This window comes from Streptococcus sp. 27098_8_23, from assembly GCF_041432195.1.
In the GTDB taxonomy this organism is placed as follows: domain Bacteria; phylum Bacillota; class Bacilli; order Lactobacillales; family Streptococcaceae; genus Streptococcus.
On sequence record NZ_JAPVZF010000001.1, the window covers coordinates 85,813 to 107,658 of the forward strand.

Below are 21,846 nucleotides of genomic sequence, written 5' to 3' on the forward strand. Positions count from 1 at the left end.
ACTTAGCTGAACTGTGATTTTTGAATGAGACTGTGGTATAATTGTTCAGTTAGAAATAAAAATTTAAATATTAGAGGAAATCATGACAAAACTAAGAGAAGATATCCGTAACATTGCGATTATCGCCCACGTTGACCACGGGAAAACAACCCTCGTTGACGAATTATTGAAACAATCAGAAACGCTTGATGCACGTACTGAATTGGCAGAGCGTGCTATGGACTCAAACGATATCGAAAAAGAGCGTGGAATTACAATTCTTGCTAAAAATACAGCCGTTGCCTACAACGGAACTCGTATCAATATCATGGACACACCAGGACACGCGGACTTCGGTGGAGAAGTTGAGCGTATCATGAAAATGGTTGACGGTGTTGTCTTGGTCGTAGATGCTTACGAAGGAACCATGCCACAAACTCGTTTCGTTTTGAAAAAAGCCTTGGAACAAGACCTTGTTCCAATCGTGGTTGTCAACAAAATCGACAAACCATCAGCTCGTCCAGCAGAAGTAGTGGACGAAGTCTTGGAACTCTTCATCGAGCTTGGTGCAGATGACGACCAGCTTGACTTCCCAGTGGTGTATGCTTCAGCTATCAACGGGACTTCTTCATTGTCAGATGATCCAGCTGATCAAGAAAAAACAATGGCACCAATCTTTGATACCATTATCGACCACATCCCAGCTCCAGTAGATAATTCAGATGAGCCTTTGCAGTTCCAAGTGTCACTTTTGGACTACAATGACTTCGTAGGACGTATCGGTATCGGACGTATCTTCCGTGGTAGTGTCAAGGTTGGGGACCAAGTTACCCTTTCTAAACTAGATGGTACAACGAAGAACTTCCGTGTTACAAAACTCTTCGGTTTCTTTGGTTTGGAACGTCGTGAAATTCAAGAAGCAAAAGCAGGTGATTTGATTGCCGTTTCCGGTATGGAAGACATCTTTGTCGGTGAAACCATTACTCCAACAGATGCGGTTGAAGCTCTTCCAGTTCTTCACATCGATGAGCCAACCCTTCAAATGACCTTCTTGGTCAACAACTCACCATTTGCTGGTAAAGAAGGTAAATGGGTGACTTCTCGTAAGGTGGAAGAACGCTTGCAAGCAGAATTGCAAACAGACGTTTCCCTTCGTGTTGACCCAACGGATTCACCAGATAAATGGACTGTTTCAGGTCGTGGAGAATTGCACTTGTCAATCCTGATTGAAACCATGCGCCGTGAGGGATATGAACTTCAAGTATCTCGTCCAGAGGTTATCGTAAAAGAGATTGACGGCGTAAAATGTGAACCATTTGAACGTGTGCAAATCGATACTCCTGAAGAATACCAAGGATCTGTTATCCAAAGCCTTTCAGAACGTAAGGGTGAAATGTTGGATATGATTTCAACTGGTAATGGCCAAACTCGTTTGGTCTTCCTTGTTCCAGCGCGTGGTTTGATCGGATACTCAACTGAGTTCTTGTCAATGACTCGTGGTTACGGTATCATGAACCATACCTTCGACCAATACTTGCCATTGATTCCGGGTGAAATTGGTGGACGTCACCGTGGTGCCCTCGTTTCCATCGATGCTGGTAAGGCTACAACTTACTCAATCATGTCTATCGAAGAACGTGGTACAATCTTTGTAAACCCAGGTACTGAGGTTTACGAAGGAATGATCATCGGTGAAAACTCTCGTGAAAACGACTTGACAGTTAACATCACTAAGGCCAAACAAATGACCAACGTCCGTTCAGCGACTAAGGACCAAACAGCAGTTATCAAGACACCTCGTATCTTGACCCTTGAAGAGTCTCTTGAATTCTTGAATGACGATGAGTACATGGAAGTAACGCCTGAGTCTATCCGTTTGCGTAAGCAAATCCTCAACAAGGCAGAGCGCGAGAAAGCCAACAAAAAGAAAAAATCAGCTGAATAAGAGCTAGAAAGAGATAAAGATGGTCTATTTAATCATAGGGATACTCTTATTACTACTCTATGTATTTGCGACACCTCAAAGTATCAAAGGAACAGTCAACATCGTTATCTTGGTCTTTGTAGTTGTTGCACTCTTGATTTTGCTGATGTTGTCCATCTTGCAAATCTTCCAATTACCGACAGAATTCTTTGTCACAATCGCCATGCTGGCTCTAGCCTACTTTAGCTTGAGAGACATTACGCTCATGCCTGTAAAAAAGAGCAAAAGAAGATAAATAGAAAGAGAGCTACGGCTCTCTTTTTCGATTTTATAATGAGGGTTAGAGCATTTTCGCTTAGTATTATTTCTATAAAAATGGTAAAATAGTAGGAGTAGAAATGGAGTTTGAGACATGAAAGTAATCGATCAGTTTAAAAATAAGAAAGTTCTTGTTTTAGGTTTGGCTAAGTCTGGTGAGTCTGCGGCCCGTTTGCTAGACAAGCTAGGTGCTATTGTGACAGTAAATGACGGCAAACCTTTTGAGGAAAATCCTGCTGCGCAAAGTTTGCTAGAAGAGGGAATCAAGGTTGTCACTGGTGGGCATCCTTTGGAATTGTTGGATGAGGATTTCGCTCTGATGGTGAAAAATCCAGGTATCCCGTATAGCAATCCCATGATTGAAAAGGCATTGGCAAAGGGGATTCCAGTCCTGACTGAGGTGGAATTGGCTTATTTAATCTCAGAAGCGCCAATTATCGGTATCACTGGTTCAAATGGGAAAACAACTACAACGACGATGATTGGGGAAGTTTTAACTGCTGCCGGCCAACATGGTCTTTTGTCAGGGAACATCGGCTATCCTGCTAGTCAAGTGGCTCAAACTGCGACAGCCAAGGACACGCTCGTCATGGAACTTTCTTCTTTCCAACTGATGGGTGTTCAAGAATTCCATCCTGAGATTGCGGTTATTACTAACCTCATGCCTACTCATATCGACTATCATGGTTCTTTTGAGGAGTATGTGGCAGCCAAGTGGAATATCCAGAACAAGATGACAGCGGATGATTTCCTTGTATTGAACTTTAACCAAGATTTGGCAAAAGAATTGGCTACCAAAACACAAGCTACCGTTGTACCATTTTCAACACTTGAAAAGGTTGATGGAGCTTATCTGGAAGATGGTAAACTCTACTTCCGTGGCGAAGTGGTCATGGCAGCTGATGAAATCGGAGTTCCAGGTAGCCACAATGTAGAAAATGCCCTTGCGACTATTGCTGTAGCCAAGCTCCGTGGTGTGGATAACCAAACCATCAAGGAAACTCTATCAGCCTTTGGAGGTGTCAAACACCGTCTCCAGTTTGTAGATGAAATCAAGGGGGTCAAATTCTATAACGATAGTAAGTCAACCAATATCTTGGCTACTCAAAAAGCCTTGTCAGGATTTGACAACAGTAAGGTTATCTTAATCGCAGGTGGTTTGGACCGTGGAAATGAGTTTGACGAATTGGTGCCAGATATTACTGGGCTCAAGAAGATGGTTATCCTCGGTCAATCTGCAGAACGTGTCAAACGGGCAGCGGATAAGGCTGGTGTGGCTTATGTAGATGCGACAGATATTGCTGATGCGACCCGCAAGGCTTATGAGCTCGCGACTCAAGGAGATGTGGTTCTCCTCAGTCCTGCCAATGCTAGCTGGGATATGTATGCTAACTTTGAAGCACGTGGCGACCTCTTTATCGACACAGTAGCGGAGTTAAAGGAATAATATGAAAAAAATTGTCTTTACAGGTGGGGGGACGGTTGGACACATCACCCTCAACCTTTTGTTAATGCCTAAGTTCATCGAAGACGACTGGGAAGTTCACTATATCGGTGACAAGCACGGAATCGAACACCAAGAAATCCTCAAGTCAGGCTTGAATATTACCTTCCATTCTATTGCGACTGGGAAGTTGCGTCGCTATTTCTCTTGGCAAAATATGCTGGACGTGTTTAAAGTTGGTTGGGGAATTGTCCAATCCCTCTTTATCATGTTACGACTGCGTCCACAGGCTCTTTTTTCTAAGGGAGGATTTGTCTCTGTACCGCCGGTTATCGCAGCGCGAGTGTCAGGAGTACCTGTCTTTATTCACGAATCGGACCTTTCTATGGGCTTGGCCAATAAAATCGCCTATAAATTTGCAACTAAGATGTATTCAACATTTGAGCAGCCTGCTGGTCTTGCAAAAGTCGAGCATGTGGGGGCAGTAACCAAGGTTTCAGACCAAAACACTCCAGAACCAGATGAATTGGTGGATATCCAAACCCACTTTAATCCTAAATTGCCAACGGTATTGTTTGTCGGTGGTTCTGCAGGAGCCCGTGTATTTAACCAATTAGTGACAGACCATAAAAAAGAGTTGACAGAGCGCTACAATATTATCAATCTAACTGGAGATTCAAGCCTCAATGAGTTGAGTCGAAATCTCTTTCGTGTTGATTATGTGACGGATCTCTATCAACCCTTGATGAAGATGGCAAATGTGGTGGTGACGCGTGGTGGTGCCAATACGATTTTCGAGCTCTTGGCCATGGCGAAACTCCATCTCATCGTACCATTGGGTCGTGAAGCAAGTCGAGGAGACCAGATTGAAAATGCAGCCTACTTTGTTAAGAAAGGCTATGCAGAAGAACTTCAAGAAAGTGACTTGACCTTGGAAAGCTTGGAGGAGAAACTCAGCCACTTGCTTAGTCACAAGGATCAGTACCAAGCTAGCATGAAAGCTTCGACTGAATTGAAATCTCTTGCAGATTTTTACGATTTATTAAGAAAAGACCTAGCATAAGGAATATCAATGTCAAAGGATAAGAAAAAAGAATCAAACCAGAAGCAAGAATTGTCTGAATGGCAGAAACGAAACCAGGAATACCTGAAGAAGAAGGCTGAGGAAGAAGCTGCCCTAGCTGAAGAGAAGGAAAAGGAAAAACAAGCTCGTAAGGAAGCCAACTCGAAACTACTGGAGGAATCCAAGAAATCATCGAGTGAGTCAGTTGAGGAAGCCTCAAGTCCAAGCAAGGAACCATCCGAAAAAGAAGAAAAATCTCAAAAGGATGACCGGAAAGTCAAAGAGGAAAAAGAGAAGAAGAAACCAGAGAAACCAGAAAAACCTGCCAAGCCTAAAATTGCGCCTGTTCATATTTGGCGAGCTGTGAGTATCTTGGTACCCAGTGTCCTGGTCCTCCTTCTTTCAGTCTATCTATTGACTCCACTTTCGACCATCAAAAATATCGAGGTTAAGGGAAATAGTAACACGCAGGCGGATGATATCAAACAGGCTTCTGGAATTCAAGATAGCGACTATACTTTAGCCCTATTGTTGGATAAGGAAAAATACGCTGAGCGAATCAAGTCCAATCATTGGATAGAATCAGCGAAGATTAACTATCAATTTCCGACTAACTTTACGATTGAGGTTAAGGAATTTGATATTGTTGGTTATTATGTGTCTGGTGAAGAACATTATCCTATTCTTTCTAGTGGTACAGTAGAGTCAACTCCTGTTGATCGCTTAAACTTGCCTGAGACTTATCTGACAGTTACCTTTAACGATGAGCAGCAGGTGAAAGAACTGATCAAAGGATTGTCTACCATCAGTGAGGATATCAAGAGCCAAATCCAGAAAATCGAATTAGCGCCGAGCAAGGCAACAGCAGATCTTTTAAAAATTACCATGCTGGATACAGATGAGATTTTGGTTCCCCTATCAGAATTGAGCAAGAAATTGCCTTATTACAGCAAAATTAAGCCACAATTGTCAGAGCCGAGTGTAGTCGATATGGAAGCTGGAGTATACAGCTACACGATAGCGGATAAACTGATAGAAGAGGCTGAGGAAAAAGCCAAACAAGAGGCCAAGGAAGCTGAGAAGAAAAAACAGGAAGAAGAAAAGAAAAAACAAGAAGAACAAGGAAATCAAAGCCAAACGAGCCAGCAATCACAGAGTCGTTAGATTAACTTTTCCTCTTGATTTTGAATGGTATAAAAGTCCAGTTTCGGGTTTTTGCTTGACAAGTCCTACTATAAATAATAGAATAGAAAAAAACCTTTAAAGCAGTCCAGAGAGGCAGCTAAGGTTAGACGGTGAAAGGGTGGAGACTACCCATTTTTCGTGGAACCTTGCTGTTGGCAGGTTCCTTTTTTCATGCTCTCTAGCTTACAAAGGTAAAAGGAGAAAGGTATGCGTGAACATCGTCCAGTTATTGCTCTTGATTTTCCTAGTTTTGAGGCGGTCAAGAAATTTTTATCTCTTTTCCCAGCAGAAGAAAGTCTTTATCTAAAAGTAGGGATGGAGCTTTATTATGCGGAAGGTCCAGAAGTTGTCCGTTATTTGAAGTCATTGGGGCATAGTGTCTTTTTGGATCTCAAGCTACATGACATTCCAAATACAGTAAAATCTGCCATGAAGGTCTTGTCTCAGCTTGGTGTGGACATGACTAACGTTCATGCTGCAGGTGGAGTGGAGATGATGAAGGCTGCGCGTGAAGGTCTGGGGACACAAGCAAAATTGATTGCTGTGACCCAGCTTACATCAACGTCGGAAAGCCAGATGCAGGATTTTCAAAATATCCAAACCAGCCTGCAAGAGTCTGTGATTCACTATGCCAAGAAGACAGCTGAAGCGGGCTTGGATGGTGTCGTTTGCTCGGCTCAGGAAGTCAATCTTATCAAAGAAGTAACAAGCAAAGATTTTATCTGTTTGACACCGGGAATTCGTCCAGCGGGAGCTGCGGTTGGGGACCAAAAACGCGTCATGACGCCAGCTGACGCCTATCAAATCGGTAGTAACTATATCGTAGTAGGACGTCCCATTACCCAAGCTGAGGATCCTGTTGCAGCTTATCATGCTATCAAGGATGAATGGAACCAAGACTGAAATTAAAGAAATAGATTATAAAAACAAAAGGAGAATACTATGACACTTGCTAAAGATATCGCTAGCCACCTCTTGAAAATCCAAGCCGTTTACCTCAAACCAGAAGAGCCTTTTACTTGGGCATCTGGCATCAAGTCACCTATCTATACAGATAACCGCGTGACTCTGGCTTACCCAGAAACTAGAACCTTGATTGAAAATGGTTTTGTGGAAGCTATTAAAGCAGAATTTCCAGAAGTAGAAGTGATTGCAGGAACTGCGACAGCAGGAATTCCACACGGAGCAATCATCGCTGACAAGATGAACTTGCCTTTTGCCTACATCCGCAGCAAACCAAAAGACCACGGAGCTGGTAACCAAATCGAAGGTCGTGTAGCTCAGGGGCAAAAGATGGTTGTTGTTGAAGACCTCATTTCAACTGGCGGTTCTGTTCTTGAAGCTGTTGCAGCTGCAAAACGCGAAGGAGCCGATGTTCTTGGTGTCGTAGCGATTTTCAGTTATCAATTGCCAAAAGCAGATAAGAATTTTGCGGATGCTGATGTGAAATTGGTGACACTTTCTAACTACAGTGAACTGATCCACCTAGCCCAAGAAGAAGGTTACATCACACCAGAAGGGTTAGACCTCCTAAAACGCTTTAAAGAAGACCAAGAAAATTGGCAAAATGCCTAAAACATAGAAAATCAGGTAGTCACTAGGATTACCTGATTTTTATATGTGGGCAATAAAACAAAGGTTCCTAAAGGTAAAGAAGAATATAGGATAATGGTAGAATGAGAGTCCTCTCTTTTTTGGGGCATATTCAGATAATCAGTTTGAAATTCCCAGACAAATTTTTTGAAAACAGTATGAAAAAGAGGTAAGATAGTTTATGTAAGGAAAAGCAAACGCTTACTTAATAAGGAGGACATTTTATGTCATATAAAACAAGCAATGCAGAAGGACCTGTAGATTTTATTAACACTTATGATTTGGAGCCAATGGCGCAACAAGTCATTCCTAAAGCTGCCTTTGGTTATATCGCTAGTGGAGCAGAAGATACTTTCACTTTACGCGAGAACATCCGTGCCTTTAACCACAAACTCATCGTTCCACATACGCTTTGTGATGTTGAAAATCCAAGTACAGAGATTGAATTTGCAGGTGAGAAATTATCTTCACCAATCATTATGGCGCCTGTTGCGGCTCATAAATTAGCAAATGAACAAGGTGAAGTGGCTACTGCGCGTGGTGTGCATGAGTTTGGTTCTCTTTACACAACTAGCTCTTACTCTACTGTAGATCTTCCAGAAATTACAGAAGCCCTTCAAGGGACACCTCACTGGTTCCAATTTTACTTTAGTAAGGATGACGGGATCAACCGCCATATCATGGACCGTGTGAAGGCTGAAGGTTATAAAGCGATTGTCTTGACAGCAGATGCAACAGTAGGGGGCAATCGTGAGGTCGATAAGCGCAATGGTTTTGTCTTCCCAGTTGGTATGCCGATTGTTGAGGAATACCTGCCAGAAGGTGCTGGAAAATCAATGGACTTTGTTTACAAATCAGCTAAACAACGCTTGTCTCCACGTGATGTCGAATTTATCGCTGAATACTCAGGACTTCCTGTGTATATCAAGGGGCCACAATGCCGTGAAGACGTTGAACGTTCGCTTGCCGCAGGTGCTTCTGGTATCTGGGTAACCAACCACGGTGGCCGCCAAATCGATGGTGGACCAGCTGCCTTTGACTCGCTTCAAGAAGTAGCTGAAGCAGTTGATAAACGTGTGCCAATTGTCTTTGACTCTGGTGTTCGTCGCGGTCAACACGTCTTTAAAGCCTTGGCTTCAGGAGCAGACCTGGTAGCTATTGGCCGCCCTGTGATTTATGGTTTGGCTCTTGGTGGTAGTGTTGGTGTGCGTCAAGTCTTTGAACACTTGAATGCAGAATTAAAGACAGTCATGCAGTTATCTGGAACTCAGACTATTGAGGATGTCAAACACTTCAAACTCCGTCACAACCCATACAATCCAACCTTCCCAGTTGATCCACGTGACTTAAAATTGTATTGATAAGTAAGACGACCTCCACCTGATGTGGAGGTTTTTCTTCATGTATAGAAAGATTAAATCGTTATCAGAAACTATATAAATATATTTTCCAGTCAAATATCTTGCTAGGGCTTTCAAATTCTGTTATACTGGTCCAGTAATAAAATAATAAAGACATTTGGGGTGCTTTAGGCTGAGATGATACCCATTGAACCTGATACAGTTAATACTGGCGAAGGGAAATGTGAAAAGGTTTTTTTCTTATGTTGAAGGAAACTGTCTAATCTTGTAAGGTAAACTCTAATTCTCGTTTGTAATTGGAGTTTTTTTGTTTATACAAACTGGATAGGCTTGTTTAGGTAGCTATCTGCAAATGCCCTCGATGTTCTTTAAAAGTATCAAGTGGAATTACGATTTTGCTTGGTATCTCTTGATATTTTATTGATTACTAAGGAGTAAAGAAAGGAAAAATAAATATGGAAACACAAGACTATGCATTTCAGCCAGGTTTGACCGTTGGAGAATTATTAAAAAGCAGTCAGAAGGATTGGCAGGCTGCAATCAATCATCGTTTTGTCAAGGAACTTTTTGCGGGGACAATTGAGAATAAGGTCTTAAAAGACTACCTGATTCAAGATTATCATTTCTTTGATGCCTTCTTATCCATGCTGGGTGCCTGCGTAGCACACGCAGACCAGCTTGAATCCAAGCTTCGTTTTGCCAAGCAACTAGGCTTTCTTGAAGCAGATGAAGATGGTTATTTCCAAAAGGCTTTCAAAGAGTTAAATGTAGCAGAGCATGACTATCTAGAAGTGAACTTGCACCCTGTAACAAAAGCGTTTCAGGATTTAATGTATTCTGCTGTGGCTTCATCAGACTATGCTCATCTTTTGGTCATGCTGGTCATTGCAGAAAGTCTCTATTTAGACTGGGGTTCTAAAGATTTGGCTCTACCTGAAGCCTATATTCATTTAGAATGGATCAATCTCCACAGAGGTCCTTTCTTTACAGAGTGGGTTCAATTTCTGGTTGACGAACTCAATCGTGTCGGGAAAGGTAGAGAAGATTTGACAGAACTTCAGCAACGCTGGAATCAAGCAGTTGCTTTAGAATTAGCCTTTTTTGATATTGGTTATGAATTATAGGACAGATTCAATACTTTTATGTAGGTTAAAAGAATTAACAAACAAACTATATAAATATATTTTTCAGTCAAATATCTTGCTAGGGCTTTCAAATTCTGTTATACTGGTCCAGTAATTAAATAATAAAGACATTTGGGGTGCTTTAGGCTGAGATGATACCCATTGAACCTGATACAGTTAATACTGGCGAAGGGAAATGTGAAAAGGTTTTTTTCGTATGTCGAAAAGAACTGTCTAATCTTGTAAGCTAAACTCTAATTCTCGTTTGTAATTGGAGTTTTTTTGTTTATCAAAAGAGGATAAGTTTGACGGTAAGCTTTTTGGTATCTCTCCTTGAATGCCCCACTTTTCTTTAAAAAAGGAGTTTTTTATGTTGAAAAAATGGCAGTTAAAAGATGTTATCTTGCTTGCTTTCTTGTCTATCTTTTTTGGTGGCGTTTTTGTGGGTTCGGGCTATCTATTTGATATCCTCACCCTAATCTTGGCCCCTCTTGGTTTGCAGGCCTTTGCCAATGAAATCCTCTTTGGTCTCTGGTGTATGGCTGCGCCCATTGCGGCCATCTTTGTTCCAAGAGTCGGAAGTGCGACGATTGGAGAAGTGCTCGCTGCGCTTGCTGAAGTTCTTTATGGTAGCCAATTCGGCCTAGGCGCTCTTTTGTCTGGCTTGGTTCAAGGCTTGGGAAGTGAATTTGGTTTTCTCGTAACCAAGAATCGCTATGAAAGTTGGCTCTCTCTAACTGCTAATAGTATTGGGATTACGCTTGTTAGCTTTGTCTATGAATACATTAAGTTAGGTTACTACGCCTTCTCCCTTCCTTTTGTCCTTTCCTTGCTTGTGGTTCGTTTTGTTTCTGTCTTTTTCTTCTGTACCATTTTGGTTCGTGCCATTGTCAAACTCTATCATCAGTTTGCAGCTGGAGGAAAGGCGTAGATGGGGCTGGAACTACGGGGGATTCAGTCCTCAATCTTTTCGGAGCCGATTGATTTTACTTTTCATGGGCAAGCTTTTACCTTATTAGTTGGGAGCAGTGGTTCAGGAAAATCCAGTCTCTTTCAAATTATTGCTCAAGTCATTTCTCTTCCCTATAGTGGTCAAGTCCTGATAGACGGGAGCGAGGTTAGTCAGCTTTCTACCGTTGAACGTGTTCAGACGGTTGGTATTCTCTTTCAAAATCCCAATCATCAATTCACCATGGAGAACTTGTTTGAGGAGCTGATTTTTACCTTGGAAAATATTGGGCATCCCGTTCAGGAAATTGATTCTAAAATAGCAGAGGTTGTCCAGCAATGTCGCTGTAAGGCGATTTTGCACCGTCCAATTCATCACTTATCAGGTGGGGAAAAGCAAAAGGCTGCTTTGGCTGTTCTCTTTGCTATGAATCCTAGGGTCTATCTCTTGGATGAGCCCTTCGCTTCCATTGACCGCAAGAGCAGAATCGAGATATTGGAGATTCTAAAAGAGTTAGCCTCTAATGGGAAGGCAGTCATCCTGTGCGACCATGATTTATCTGATTATGAAGCCTATATCGACCATATGGTGGAGCTAAGAGATGGACAACTAAGGGAAGTGTTTCAAATCCCTACCTCTGAGATGATACAGGTTTCTTCAAAGAATGTTGCTTCTAGTCCAGAACTATTCCATATGGATCGTGTGACTTGTGAGCTGGATCATCGCCCCCTCTTTTCCATTTCTGATTTTACTTTCTACCAAGGAATTTCCTGTATCTTGGGTGACAATGGTGTCGGGAAATCAACCCTCTTTCGCTCTATTCTTCAATTTCAAAAGTATAAAGGGCTCATTTCTTGGAAGGGGACAGTCCTGAAAAAGAAAAAGAGTTTGTACCGTGACCTGACGGGTGTTGTTCAGGAAGCTGAGAAGCAGTTTATCAGAGCCAGTCTGCGAGAAGAGCTTCAATTAGATGGACCTGATTCTGAAAGAAATCAGCGAATTTTCCAAGCTTTACAATTTTTTAATTTAGAGCAAGTACTCGATAAGAGTCCTTATCAATTAAGTGGTGGTCAGCAAAAGATTCTTCAGCTCTTGACCATCTTGACCAGCAAGGCTTCTGTGATCTTGCTAGATGAGCCATTTGCTGGTTTGGATGATAGAGCTTGCCATTATTTTTGCAGGTGGATTCTGGAGGAGAGCAATCAAGGAAGAAGTTTTTTGATCATTAGCCATCGTTTAGATCCCTTGATCTCTGTGGTCGATTATTGGATTGAGATGAATAGTGAGGGGCTCCGTCATATTAAAGACGTGACAATCAGCAAACCTCTCCCATCTCTGAACAATGATACTCTAGGGGAGGTGAGGTAGTATGATCAAAGTAGCAACCAAGACACCAGTTATCAGCCTCTTCTTGCTGATTTTATCCTTGGAAACATCTTTCATTCCTTCGATTGCTCTTAATCTTTCAGTAGCTGCATTTTGCATCCTCTTTATGCTCTATCACCGTCGATTTAAACTGTTGGCTTGGATGCTCTTGCTCGCCATTTTGCCATCCTTTGCTAACTATTGGGCAGTTCAGTTACATGGGGATGCTTCGCAGGCAGTGATACTTGGAACGAGGGCCTTTGTGACGGTTTGTATCGGTCTTGTCTTTGTTTCCTCTATTTCCCTAAAAGAGCTTCTCTTGTACTTGGCTCAAAAGGGGTTATCGCGCTCTTGGGCCTATGCATTAATTGTAGTATTCAATGCCTTTCCCCTCATTCAGCAGGAAATCAAGTCCCTCAAGGAAGCTTGCTTATTGCGTGGTCAAAAACTGCATGTTTGGTCTCCCTTGATTTACAGTAAGGTTCTGATGACGGTCTTTAGATGGCGCCATCTTTACCTGAGAGCTCTATCTGCTCATGGATATGACGAACATGCTCAGTTGGAGAATCGCTATCGAACTTTTTATATTTCTCAAAGGACAAAATTGATCTACCTACTTTTCTTTTTATTGCTTCAAAGCAGTTTATTTCTATAAAGGAGTTATTATGGAATTTACAGATATTGCGATGGAATTATCCAGGGAAGCTTGGCAGGCTTCCTTTCAGCATCCCTTTGTTTTACAGTTACAAGAGGGAACGTTAGAACCTTCTATTTTCCGCTATTACCTGATTCAGGATGCTTACTATCTGAAGTCTTTTTCAGAAGCCTATCACCTCTTGGCTGATAAGACTTCAAACCAAGAGATGAAAAGACTCTTGAAACAAAATGCCCAGAGTCTAGTGGAGGGTGAATTATTTATCCGCCAACAATTTTTCAAGGAATTGGGAATCAGTGACCAGGAAATGGACGAGCAACCGATTGCTCCAACCTGTTATCATTACATTTCTCATATTTATCGACAGTTTGCAGAGCCAAACTTGGGCATTGCTTTTGCTAGTTTACTCCCATGTCCTTGGTTATACCATGATTTGGGCAAGGCACTTAATCGCAAACCATCTCCGAATCCTCTTTATCAGCAGTGGATTGAGACCTATATCACCGATGAGTTAGAACAGCAGATTAAAGAGGAAGAAGCCCTGGTCAATCAACTTTATCGCGAAAGTGATGAGACGGACAAACAAAAAATGCTAGAGGCCTTCCACAGAAGTGTCCACATGGAAGCCAAGTTTTGGGAGATGGCTTACCAACACCAAACCTGGACGAGTGATTTGCAGTCCTTAGAAAAAGAGAAGAAATAGAAAATGAGAAACCACCAACTTCAAGTTCACAAATTAACCATTTTATCCATGATGATTGCTCTTGACGTAGTTCTTACACCCATCTTTCGAATTGAAGGGATGGCACCAATGTCCAGTGTAGTCAACATTCTTGCAGGAATCTTGATGGGGCCTGTTTATGCCTTGGTCATGGCTACAGTCACAGCCTTTATCCGTATGTCAACTCAGGGGATTCCTCCTTTGGCCCTCACAGGAGCTACTTTCGGAGCCCTCCTTGCAGGTCTCTTTTATAAGTACGGTCGAAAATTTCACTTCTCTGCTCTAGGAGAAATCTTGGGAACAGGGATTATCGGCTCTATTGTTTCCTATCCTGTTATGGTTCTCTTTACAGGATCTGCGGCCAAGCTTAGCTGGTTTATCTATACTCCGCGATTTTTCGGAGCGACCTTGATCGGTACAGCCATAGCATTTCTTGCCTTTCGATTTTTAATCAAGCAGGAATTCTTTAAAAAAGTGCAGGGATATTTCTTTGGAGAAAGGATAGACTGATGCAGAAATTGACAAATCCTTTCCCTCTGGCAACCAGTTCCTTGATTCACTGTATTACTAATGAGATTTCTTGTGAGATGCTGGCTAATGGCATTTTGGCTCTGGGATCTAAACCTGTCATGGCAGATGATCCCCGTGAGGTTCTTGATTTTACTAAGCAAAGTCAGGCTCTCTTCATCAATCTGGGGCATTTGTCAGCTGAGAAGGAAAAGGCAATCCGTATGGCAGTTTCTTATGCAGCTCAAGCTTGTCTCCCAATGGTAGTAGATGCGGTTGGCGTAGCAACTTCCCCTAATCGTAAGGATCTAGTTACAGATCTTTTAGAATACAAGCCCACGGTCCTTAAAGGAAATATGTCGGAAATCCGAAGTCTTGTTGGCTTAAAACACCATGGAGTTGGAGTAGATGCTAGTGCTAAAGACCAAGAAACTGAGGATTTGCTTCAAGTTTTGAAAGACTGGTGTCAGACCTATCCTGGTATGTCGTTCCTAGTCACTGGCCCCAAGGATCTCATCGTTTCGGAGAATCAGGTTGCAATATTGGGAAATGGCTGTGACGAATTAGACTGGATAACAGGGACAGGAGACCTGGTTGGAGCCTTGACTGCCGTTTTTCTCAGCCAAGGAAAGACTGCATTTGAAGCTTCTTGCCTAGCAGTTTCTTATCTCAATATCGCTGCTGAGAGAATACTTGTTCAAGGAATGGGATTGGAAGAATTTCGTTATCAAGTTCTCAATCAACTCTCTCTCCTAAAAAGAGACGAAAATTGGCTAGAAGCCATCAAAGGAGACTTTTATGAATAGAGAAGCACTTAAACTGTATCTAGTAACCAATCGCTACCAAGATTCCTTGGAAAACTTTCTTGAAAAAGTGGAGACAGCCTGCCGTTCAGGTGTTACCATCATCCAGTTACGAGAAAAAAATCTCACCACCAATCAATACTATCAGCTGGCAAAACAAGTCAAGAAAATAACCGATGCCTATCAGGTACCCTTGATTATCGATGATCGTTTGGATGTTTGTCTTGCAGTAGATGCTGCAGGTCTGCATATCGGAGACGATGAACTACCAGTTTCGGTTGCCCGCAAAGTCTTGGGTCCTGAAAAAATCCTCGGTGTTACTGCTAAAACGGTTAAAAGAGCTCTCGAAGCAGAAGAAGGAGGTGCAGATTACTTGGGAACAGGAGCCATTTTCCCGACTACGACCAAGGAGAATGCACCCATCACCCTGATTTCAACCTTGAAAACAATTTGCCAAACGGTCGCCATTCCAGTAGTTGCTATTGGAGGCCTGACGTCAGAGAATATTGACCAACTTAGTGGCACGGGTATAGCTGGAGTAGCTGTAGTACGTGATCTGATGCAGGCAGAAGATATTGAAGCAAAAACGCAAGCCTTTTTAACAAAGCTGGATGACATGATTTTCTAATCAAAAACTCTCTAATTCCTTATAGCGGGAACTAGAGAGTTTTTCTTAATCTTTAAAGCTTGTATGGTTGACTGGGCCAGAACCATGTCCGAGTTGAGGAGCATCCTGGATGGCTTTCGTGATAAAGGCCTTGGCCTTATCGACCGCCTGGTAAAGGCTTCTGCCCTTGGCTAGTTCAGCTGTAATCACAGCAGCAAAGGTACAACCAGTACCATGGGTGTGACAAGTTTGAATTCTTGGACTTTCCCAGACAAATTGTTCATCCTTGGTAAAAAGGAAATCCTTGGCACCACCTTCCAGATGGCCACCTTTGATAACAACGGACTGGGGACCAAATTCTTTTATAATTAGGCGACCAGCACGCTGCATGTCTTCTGGATCATGAATCGAAAAACCAACAATCTCTTCTGCCTCAGGAAGATTCGGAGTGATAATGGTAGCAAGGGGAAGCAGATTTGTTTTTAGGTAGCTTCTCGCACTAGTATCTATCAGGGTATCACCGCTTGTTGCGACCATAACAGGGTCCAGAACGTAGGGGCAGTCCAGTTTTTTAAGATAGGGTTGGATAATCTCCATGATTTCAGTAGTTGCCAACATACCAGTTTTTACAGCCTGGGGCTTGATATCCGAAAAGACACTTTCCAATTGAGCTTCCAGCATTTGGTTGGAGACGTGCTCGATTAATTGAACACCTCTGGTATTTTGAGCGACAAGGCTGGTCACAACGGCCATTCCATAGACATCTCTCGCTTGGAATGACTTCAAATCTGCCATAATGCCAGCACCGCCACTAGGGTCAGTCCCTGCAATGGTTAGAGCAACGGGTAAATAAGTCATCTAAAACCTCCCAACCAACTGAAGTTTGTATTCTTAAGAACAAGCTAGTCTGTTTCAGGAAAGCAATAGAAGACCAGCTAGTCCTCATCATCATTTCCACTTCCATCAGCTAGCATTACCTAGATTGAGTCAAAGGGATCTAACAGTCGTTAATCTCAGCTTTACGCACCCCTAGTGGTTGTTTTCTTTTTTCTACAGTATAGCATATTTTTATAGTTTATATAGTAAAATTTGACTGCAAATCTCTCGTTACATGATTAGAATTCTATTTTTCGAAAAAATAATAAAAATTATAGTTGACAAATGTAGATTTTGAGAGTATACTAATGACTATAATCGACAAATGTAGATTTAGGAGGAATAACAATGCAGATTTCGGATGCAGAATGGCAGGTCATGAAGATTATCTGGATGCAGGGCGAGCAGACCAGTAGCGATTTGATCAGGGTTCTGGCGGAGCGGTTCGACTGGTCCAAGTCAACGATTCAAACTCTTTTGGCTCGTTTGGTTGAGAAAGAGTGTCTGACAAGGAAAAAAGAAGGCAAGTTCTTTGTCTATTCAGCCCTTTTAACTTTGGACCAAAGTCGGGATTTACTTGTCCAAGATATCAAGGACAAGGTTTGTTCTCATAGGATTAAGAACTTGTTGGCTGACTTGATTGTCGAATGTGATTTTACTCAGGCTGACTTGGAAGACTTGGAAGCTGTGATTTCTGAGAAGAAATCAAGCGCTGTAACAGAAGTAAAATGTAATTGTATGTAAAGGAGACGTCATGTTAAATAGTATTGTAACCATTATTTGTATTGCCCTTATCGCGTTTATCTTGTTTTGGTTTTTCAAAAAGCCTGAAAAATCTGGACAAAAGGCCCAGCAAAAAAAGGGCTACCAAGAGATTCGAGTGGAAGTCAAAGGGGGATATACGCCTGAGTTGATTATTCTTAAGAAATCAGTGCCAGCTCGTATTGTCTTTGACCGTAAGGACCCTTCACCCTGTCTAGATCAGATCGTCTTTCCAGATTTTGGTGTGCATGCGGACTTGCCTATGGGTGAAGAGTATGTAGTGGAAATCACACCTGAACAGGCTGGAGAGTATGGTTTCTCTTGTGGCATGAATATGATGCACGGTAAGATGATTGTAGAATAGGAGAATGATATGACTGAAATCGTAAAAGCAAGTCTTGAAAATGGTGTTCAAAAAATCCGTATCACGGCAGACAAAGGCTACCATCCAGACCACATTCAACTGCAAAAAGGGATTCCTGCTGAGATTACCTTTCATCGTGTGACACCTTCAAACTGTTATAAAGAGATTCTCTTCGAAGAAGAAGGAATTCTAGAACCAATCGGTGTGGATGAAGAGAAGACAATTCGTTTTACACCTCAAGAGTTAGGCCAACATGAATTTTCATGTGGCATGAAGATGCAAAAGGGGAGTTATACCGTAGTTGAGAAGACTCGAAAATCTCTATCACTTTTACAACGTTTTTGGATTACTACTATCTTTACTGTGCCTCTTGTGATTCTCATGATTGGTATGTCGACAGGAGGAATTAGTCACCAAGTCATGCGTTGGGGAACCTTTTTAGCCACAACACCGATTATGCTAGTAGCTGGAGTTCCATATATCAGAAGCGCCTGGGCTAGTTTTAAAAAGCACAATTCCAACATGGATACCTTGGTTGCTCTGGGAACCCTAGTGGCCTATTTCTATAGCTTAGTTGCCCTCTTCACTGGTCTGCCCGTTTACTTTGAAAGTGCTGCATTTATCCTCTTCTTCATTCTTTTGGGAGCAGTTTTTGAGGAAAAAATGCGAAAAAATACTTCGCAGGCAGTCGAAAAATTATTAGACCTACAAGCAAAAACAGCAGAGGTTTTGCGTGATGATGTTTATGTTCAAATACCTCTAGAACAAGTCAAAGTTGGGGATCTCATTCGCGTTCGACCAGGTGAAAAAATTGCCGTTGATGGGACTGTAATAGAAGGAGAAACTAGTATTGATGAATCAATGGTAACTGGGGAAAGTATTCCAGTCGATAAATCAGTTGGAGATGCTGTCATTGGTTCAACCATCAATAATAGTGGTACGATCATTTTTAGAGCTGAAAAAGTAGGTTCTGAAACCATGTTGGCTCAGATTGTAGACTTTGTGAAGAAAGCTCAAACCAGTCGTGCTCCTATTCAAGATTTGACAGACAAGATTTCTGGAATTTTCGTACCAGCAGTTGTCATTTTAGGACTCCTTACTTTTTGGATCTGGTTTGTTTTTCTTGGTGAAAGTTTTGTAACGTCGCTTCTCTATGGTGTTGCAGTCTTGATTATCGCCTGTCCTTGTGCCCTAGGTCTTGCAACACCAACGGCCCTCATGGTTGGAACAGGACGAAGTGCCAAGATGGGGATTCTTCTCAAAAATGGTACAGTTCTACAGGAAATCCAAAAAGTTCAAACGGTTGTTTTTGATAAGACAGGAACCTTGACCGAAGGGAAGCCAGTAGTGACAGATGTTATCGGAGATGAAGGAGAAGTGCTAAGTTTGGCTGCTTCACTGGAAGATGTATCTCAACACCCGCTAGCTCAAGCTATTGTTAATCGTGCATCTGAACTAGGAATTAGCCTTTACCCAGTGGAAAACTTCCAAGCCTTGCATGGAAAAGGTGTGACTGGGATTATTAATGGTAAGCAAGTCTTGCTGGGGAATGCTAAGCTCTTAGCTGACCTTGCTATTCCACATGATTATCAAGAACGATTTGATTTGCTTGAGAAAGAAGCAAAAACAGTTGTCTTCCTATCCGTGGATGGTCAGTTAAAAGGCTTAATTGCCTTGCAGGATGTCCCTAAGGAAAATGCCAAAGAAGCTATTGCTAAATTGAAAAAACGTGGTCTTAGAACGGTCATGCTTACTGGAGATAATGCTGGAGTAGCCCATGCGATTGCAGAGCAAATTGGTATCGAAGAAGTAATCGCAAATGTCTTGCCAGAGGAAAAGGCACATGAAATTCACAAGCTTCAAAAGAATGGGAAATTGGCCTTTGTTGGAGATGGTATCAATGATGCGCCGGCCCTCAGTGTAGCGGATGTCGGAATTGCCATGGGCTCTGGGACAGATATTGCCATTGAATCAGCAGATCTTGTCCTTACAACCAACAATTTACTAGGATTGGCACGTGCTTTTGATATGAGTAAGAAGACCTTTAATCGTATTCTACTCAATCTTTTCTGGGCTTCTATCTATAACCTCATTGGTATTCCGATTGCAGCAGGAGTCTTTTCAAGTCTTGGTTTGGTGCTCAATCCAGAACTTGCAGGATTGGCCATGGCCTTTAGTTCAGTCTCTGTTCTGATCAGTTCACTCATGCTAAACGTTACTAAGATAGACTAAAAAGCGGGCTTGCTCGCTTTTTATTATAAAACAGTTACATAAAACGTTTTCAAACTGTACTGTAATAGAGAATAAAAACTTCTGAGCACATTCTTAGGAGACCCAAAACAAATGTGGTAAAGTAGTAGAGTAAAAATTTGCTGAAACGTTTCCAATTAGTATATGAAAACGGATGAATCAAATTTTAAAAATTTTTGAAGGAGAGTTATAATGACTCAAGGGAAAATTACTGCATCTGCAGCAATGCTCAACGTATTGAAAACATGGGGCGTAGACACAATCTACGGTATCCCATCAGGAACACTCAGCTCATTGATGGACGCTTTGGCTGAAGACAAAGATATCCGCTTCTTGCAAGTTCGCCACGAAGAAACAGGTGCTCTTGCAGCGGTCATGCAAGCTAAATTCGGTGGCTCAATCGGGGTTGCAGTTGGTTCAGGTGGTCCAGGTGCGACTCACTTGATTAACGGTGTTTACGATGCAGCTATGGATAACACTCCATTCCTTGCTATCCTTGGATCACGTCCAGTTAACGAACTCAACATGGATGCCTTCCAAGAATTGAACCAAAACCCAATGTACAACGGTATTGCTGTCTACAACAAACGTGTAGCTTACGCTGAGCAATTGCCAAAAGTAATCGACGAAGCTTGCCGTGCTGCAGTTTCTAAAAAAGGTCCAGCTGTTGTTGAAATCCCAGTAAACTTTGGTTTCCAAGAAATCGACGAAAACTCTTACTACGGTTCAGGTTCATACGAACGTTCATTCATCGCTCCTGCCTTGAACGAAGTTGAAATCGACAAAGCTGTTGAAATCTTGAACAATGCTGAACGTCCAGTTATCTACGCTGGTTACGGTGGTGTCAAAGCTGGTGAAGTGATCACTGAATTGTCACGTAAAATCAAAGCACCAATCATCACAACTGGTAAAAACTTTGAAGCTTTCGAATGGAACTATGAAGGGTTGACAGGTTCTGCTTACCGTGTTGGTTGGAAACCAGCCAACGAAGTGGTCTTTGAAGCAGACACAGTTCTTTTCCTTGGTTCAAACTTCCCATTTGCTGAAGTTTACGAAGCCTTCAAGAACACTGAAAAATTCATCCAAGTCGATATCGACCCTTACAAACTTGGTAAACGCCATGCCCTTGACGCTTCTATCCTTGGTGACGCAGGTCAAGCAGCCAAAGCAATCCTTGACAAAGTAAACCCAGTTGAATCAACTCCATGGTGGCGTGCAAACGTTAAGAACAACCAAAACTGGCGTGATTACATGAACAAACTCGAAGGTAAAACCGAGGGTGAATTGCAATTGTACCAAGTCTACAATGCTATCAACAAACATGCTGATCAAGACGCTATCTACTCAATAGACGTAGGTAACTCAACTCAAACATCAACTCGTCACCTTCACATGACACCTAAGAACATGTGGCGTACATCTCCACTCTTTGCGACAATGGGTATTGCCCTTCCTGGTGGTATTGCTGCTAAGAAAGACAATCCTGATCGCCAAGTGTGGAACATCATGGGTGACGGTGCATTCAACATGTGCTACCCAGACGTTATCACAAACGTTCAATACGACCTTCCAGTTATCAACGTTGTCTTCTCAAACGCTGAGTATGCCTTCATCAAGAACAAATACGAAGACACAAACAAACACTTGTTTGGTGTTGACTTCCCTAACGCTGACTACGCTAAAATCGCTGAAGCTCAAGGAGCTGTTGGATTTACAGTTGACCGTATCGAAGACATCGATGCAGTTGTTGCAGAAGCTGTTAAACTCAACAAAGAAGGTAAAACTGTTGTGATCGATGCTCGCATCACGCAACATCGTCCACTTCCAGTAGAAGTACTTGAATTGGATCCAAAACTTCACTCAGAAGAAGCAATCAAAGCCTTCAAGGAAAAATACGAAGCAGAAGAACTCGTACCATTCCGCCTCTTCTTGGAAGAAGAAGGATTGCAATCACGCGCAATTAAATAATTCCTTCGTGGAACTTAAAAAGATCGGA

The 21,846-nt window shown here is 42.2% G+C and carries 21 protein-coding genes and 3 riboswitches; of the genes, 20 read left to right on the plus strand and 1 reads right to left on the minus strand.

The features are described from left to right. Positions 1 to 82: 82 nt before the first annotated feature. From typA to thiE, 16 genes are all read left to right on the plus strand, one after another. Positions 83 to 1,924 (plus strand): translational GTPase TypA, encoded by a 1,842-nt coding sequence (gene typA, locus O3652_RS00425; protein WP_125413344.1) that lies wholly within the window; start codon positions 83 to 85, stop codon positions 1,922 to 1,924. Positions 1,925 to 1,943: 19 nt separating this feature from the next. Continuing rightward, positions 1,944 to 2,198, plus strand: coding sequence for a DUF3165 family protein (locus tag O3652_RS00430; RefSeq protein WP_000262660.1), 255 nt, complete (start codon positions 1,944 to 1,946; stop codon positions 2,196 to 2,198). A 117-nt stretch (positions 2,199 to 2,315) separates the two neighbouring features. Then, complete coding sequence (murD, locus tag O3652_RS00435) at positions 2,316 to 3,668, plus strand: UDP-N-acetylmuramoyl-L-alanine--D-glutamate ligase (protein ID WP_125413345.1); 1,353 nt, start codon at positions 2,316 to 2,318, stop codon at positions 3,666 to 3,668. Position 3,669: 1 nt separating this feature from the next. Then, positions 3,670 to 4,728 carry a UDP-N-acetylglucosamine--N-acetylmuramyl-(pentapeptide) pyrophosphoryl-undecaprenol N-acetylglucosamine transferase gene (locus tag O3652_RS00440; protein ID WP_125413346.1) on the plus strand — a complete coding sequence of 353 codons (1,059 nt, stop codon included), beginning with the start codon at positions 3,670 to 3,672 and terminating at the stop codon, positions 4,726 to 4,728. A 9-nt stretch (positions 4,729 to 4,737) separates the two neighbouring features. Continuing rightward, on the plus strand, positions 4,738 to 5,892 hold the full coding sequence (locus O3652_RS00445) for a cell division protein FtsQ/DivIB (protein ID WP_125413347.1): 1,155 nt from the start codon (positions 4,738 to 4,740) through the stop codon (positions 5,890 to 5,892). Positions 5,893 to 6,120: 228 nt separating this feature from the next. Next, a complete protein-coding gene (gene pyrF, locus O3652_RS00450) occupies positions 6,121 to 6,816 on the plus strand; it encodes an orotidine-5'-phosphate decarboxylase (RefSeq protein ID WP_125413348.1) in 696 nt (231 codons plus the stop codon). Between the two features lie 39 nt (positions 6,817 to 6,855). Further along, a complete protein-coding gene (gene pyrE / locus O3652_RS00455; protein WP_000170905.1) occupies positions 6,856 to 7,488 on the plus strand; it encodes an orotate phosphoribosyltransferase in 633 nt (210 codons plus the stop codon). 242 nt (positions 7,489 to 7,730) lie between these two features. After that, on the plus strand, positions 7,731 to 8,867 hold the full coding sequence (lctO, locus tag O3652_RS00460; RefSeq protein ID WP_125413349.1) for an L-lactate oxidase: 1,137 nt from the start codon (positions 7,731 to 7,733) through the stop codon (positions 8,865 to 8,867). A gap of 148 nt (positions 8,868 to 9,015) precedes the next feature. After that, positions 9,016 to 9,104, plus strand: a riboswitch (TPP riboswitch). A gap of 218 nt (positions 9,105 to 9,322) precedes the next feature. Continuing rightward, complete coding sequence (locus O3652_RS00465; RefSeq protein WP_125413350.1) at positions 9,323 to 9,991, plus strand: TenA family protein; 669 nt, start codon at positions 9,323 to 9,325, stop codon at positions 9,989 to 9,991. A gap of 123 nt (positions 9,992 to 10,114) precedes the next feature. Beyond that, a riboswitch (TPP riboswitch) is annotated at positions 10,115 to 10,203 on the plus strand. 158 nt (positions 10,204 to 10,361) lie between these two features. Next, positions 10,362 to 10,922: an ECF transporter S component gene (locus tag O3652_RS00470; protein ID WP_185755877.1), complete on the plus strand. Its 561-nt coding sequence runs from the start codon at positions 10,362 to 10,364 to the stop codon at positions 10,920 to 10,922. Further along, a complete protein-coding gene (locus O3652_RS00475) occupies positions 10,923 to 12,308 on the plus strand; it encodes an ATP-binding cassette domain-containing protein (protein WP_125413352.1) in 1,386 nt (461 codons plus the stop codon). It begins immediately after the preceding gene. A gap of 1 nt (position 12,309) precedes the next feature. Next, the gene (locus O3652_RS00480; protein ID WP_125413353.1) at positions 12,310 to 12,960 is read left to right on the plus strand and encodes an energy-coupling factor transporter transmembrane component T; all 651 of its coding nucleotides are present in this window, start codon (positions 12,310 to 12,312) and stop codon (positions 12,958 to 12,960) included. A 10-nt stretch (positions 12,961 to 12,970) separates the two neighbouring features. After that, entirely contained in the window at positions 12,971 to 13,663 is a 693-nt protein-coding gene (gene tenA, locus O3652_RS00485) for a thiaminase II (protein ID WP_125413354.1), read from the plus strand. A gap of 3 nt (positions 13,664 to 13,666) precedes the next feature. Continuing rightward, positions 13,667 to 14,191: an energy coupling factor transporter S component ThiW gene (thiW, locus tag O3652_RS00490; protein WP_049504917.1), complete on the plus strand. Its 525-nt coding sequence runs from the start codon at positions 13,667 to 13,669 to the stop codon at positions 14,189 to 14,191. Continuing rightward, on the plus strand, positions 14,191 to 14,994 hold the full coding sequence (locus O3652_RS00495) for a hydroxyethylthiazole kinase (RefSeq protein ID WP_125413355.1): 804 nt from the start codon (positions 14,191 to 14,193) through the stop codon (positions 14,992 to 14,994). The genes thiW and O3652_RS00495 overlap by 1 nt, the downstream gene beginning before the upstream one ends. Next, positions 14,987 to 15,619 (plus strand): thiamine phosphate synthase, encoded by a 633-nt coding sequence (gene thiE / locus O3652_RS00500; protein WP_125413356.1) that lies wholly within the window; start codon positions 14,987 to 14,989, stop codon positions 15,617 to 15,619. Before O3652_RS00495 ends, thiE begins: the two co-directional genes overlap by 8 nt. A gap of 45 nt (positions 15,620 to 15,664) precedes the next feature. Here the strand turns inward: thiE and thiD are convergent, their stop codons facing one another. Next, entirely contained in the window at positions 15,665 to 16,456 is a 792-nt protein-coding gene (gene thiD, locus O3652_RS00505; RefSeq protein ID WP_125413357.1) for a bifunctional hydroxymethylpyrimidine kinase/phosphomethylpyrimidine kinase, read from the minus strand. An 84-nt stretch (positions 16,457 to 16,540) separates the two neighbouring features. After that, positions 16,541 to 16,639: riboswitch (TPP riboswitch) on the minus strand. A 183-nt stretch (positions 16,640 to 16,822) separates the two neighbouring features. On the opposite strand from thiD, the gene O3652_RS00510 reads away from it, so the two are divergent. The 4 genes from O3652_RS00510 to spxB all read left to right on the plus strand — a co-directional run bounded on the left by O3652_RS00510 (position 16,823) and on the right by spxB (position 21,818). Next, positions 16,823 to 17,218 carry a CopY/TcrY family copper transport repressor gene (locus O3652_RS00510; RefSeq protein ID WP_371589971.1) on the plus strand — a complete coding sequence of 132 codons (396 nt, stop codon included), beginning with the start codon at positions 16,823 to 16,825 and terminating at the stop codon, positions 17,216 to 17,218. A gap of 10 nt (positions 17,219 to 17,228) precedes the next feature. Continuing rightward, positions 17,229 to 17,600, plus strand: a complete 372-nt coding sequence (locus tag O3652_RS00515) for a cupredoxin domain-containing protein (RefSeq protein ID WP_061852751.1) — start codon at positions 17,229 to 17,231, stop codon at positions 17,598 to 17,600. Between the two features lie 9 nt (positions 17,601 to 17,609). Further along, entirely contained in the window at positions 17,610 to 19,832 is a 2,223-nt protein-coding gene (locus O3652_RS00520) for a heavy metal translocating P-type ATPase (protein WP_125413358.1), read from the plus strand. Between the two features lie 210 nt (positions 19,833 to 20,042). After that, positions 20,043 to 21,818, plus strand: a complete 1,776-nt coding sequence (gene spxB, locus O3652_RS00525; RefSeq protein WP_084910841.1) for a pyruvate oxidase — start codon at positions 20,043 to 20,045, stop codon at positions 21,816 to 21,818. Positions 21,819 to 21,846: the final 28 nt, after the last annotated feature.

Excerpts from the sequence above, each read along its gene's own strand:
- spxB (WP_084910841.1), top strand. The coding sequence starts at position 20,043 with ATGACTCAAGGGAAAATTACTGCATCTGCAGCAATGCTCAACGTATTG.
- O3652_RS00475 (WP_125413352.1), top strand. The coding sequence starts at position 10,923 with ATGGGGCTGGAACTACGGGGGATTCAGTCCTCAATCTTTTCGGAGCCG.
- pyrE (WP_000170905.1), top strand. The coding sequence starts at position 6,856 with ATGACACTTGCTAAAGATATCGCTAGCCACCTCTTGAAAATCCAAGCC.
- O3652_RS00445 (WP_125413347.1), top strand. The coding sequence starts at position 4,738 with ATGTCAAAGGATAAGAAAAAAGAATCAAACCAGAAGCAAGAATTGTCT.
- O3652_RS00470 (WP_185755877.1), top strand. The coding sequence starts at position 10,362 with ATGTTGAAAAAATGGCAGTTAAAAGATGTTATCTTGCTTGCTTTCTTG.
- murD (WP_125413345.1), top strand. The coding sequence starts at position 2,316 with ATGAAAGTAATCGATCAGTTTAAAAATAAGAAAGTTCTTGTTTTAGGT.
- O3652_RS00510 (WP_371589971.1), top strand. The coding sequence starts at position 16,823 with ATGCAGATTTCGGATGCAGAATGGCAGGTCATGAAGATTATCTGGATG.
- O3652_RS00480 (WP_125413353.1), top strand. The coding sequence starts at position 12,310 with ATGATCAAAGTAGCAACCAAGACACCAGTTATCAGCCTCTTCTTGCTG.
- thiW (WP_049504917.1), top strand. The coding sequence starts at position 13,667 with ATGAGAAACCACCAACTTCAAGTTCACAAATTAACCATTTTATCCATG.
- thiE (WP_125413356.1), top strand. The coding sequence starts at position 14,987 with ATGAATAGAGAAGCACTTAAACTGTATCTAGTAACCAATCGCTACCAA.
- lctO (WP_125413349.1), top strand. The coding sequence starts at position 7,731 with ATGTCATATAAAACAAGCAATGCAGAAGGACCTGTAGATTTTATTAAC.
- O3652_RS00440 (WP_125413346.1), top strand. The coding sequence starts at position 3,670 with ATGAAAAAAATTGTCTTTACAGGTGGGGGGACGGTTGGACACATCACC.
- O3652_RS00465 (WP_125413350.1), top strand. The coding sequence starts at position 9,323 with ATGGAAACACAAGACTATGCATTTCAGCCAGGTTTGACCGTTGGAGAA.
- O3652_RS00515 (WP_061852751.1), top strand. The coding sequence starts at position 17,229 with ATGTTAAATAGTATTGTAACCATTATTTGTATTGCCCTTATCGCGTTT.
- thiD (WP_125413357.1), bottom strand. The coding sequence starts at position 16,456 with ATGACTTATTTACCCGTTGCTCTAACCATTGCAGGGACTGACCCTAGT.
- O3652_RS00495 (WP_125413355.1), top strand. The coding sequence starts at position 14,191 with ATGCAGAAATTGACAAATCCTTTCCCTCTGGCAACCAGTTCCTTGATT.
- tenA (WP_125413354.1), top strand. The coding sequence starts at position 12,971 with ATGGAATTTACAGATATTGCGATGGAATTATCCAGGGAAGCTTGGCAG.
- pyrF (WP_125413348.1), top strand. The coding sequence starts at position 6,121 with ATGCGTGAACATCGTCCAGTTATTGCTCTTGATTTTCCTAGTTTTGAG.
- O3652_RS00520 (WP_125413358.1), top strand. The coding sequence starts at position 17,610 with ATGACTGAAATCGTAAAAGCAAGTCTTGAAAATGGTGTTCAAAAAATC.
- O3652_RS00430 (WP_000262660.1), top strand. The coding sequence starts at position 1,944 with ATGGTCTATTTAATCATAGGGATACTCTTATTACTACTCTATGTATTT.
- typA (WP_125413344.1), top strand. The coding sequence starts at position 83 with ATGACAAAACTAAGAGAAGATATCCGTAACATTGCGATTATCGCCCAC.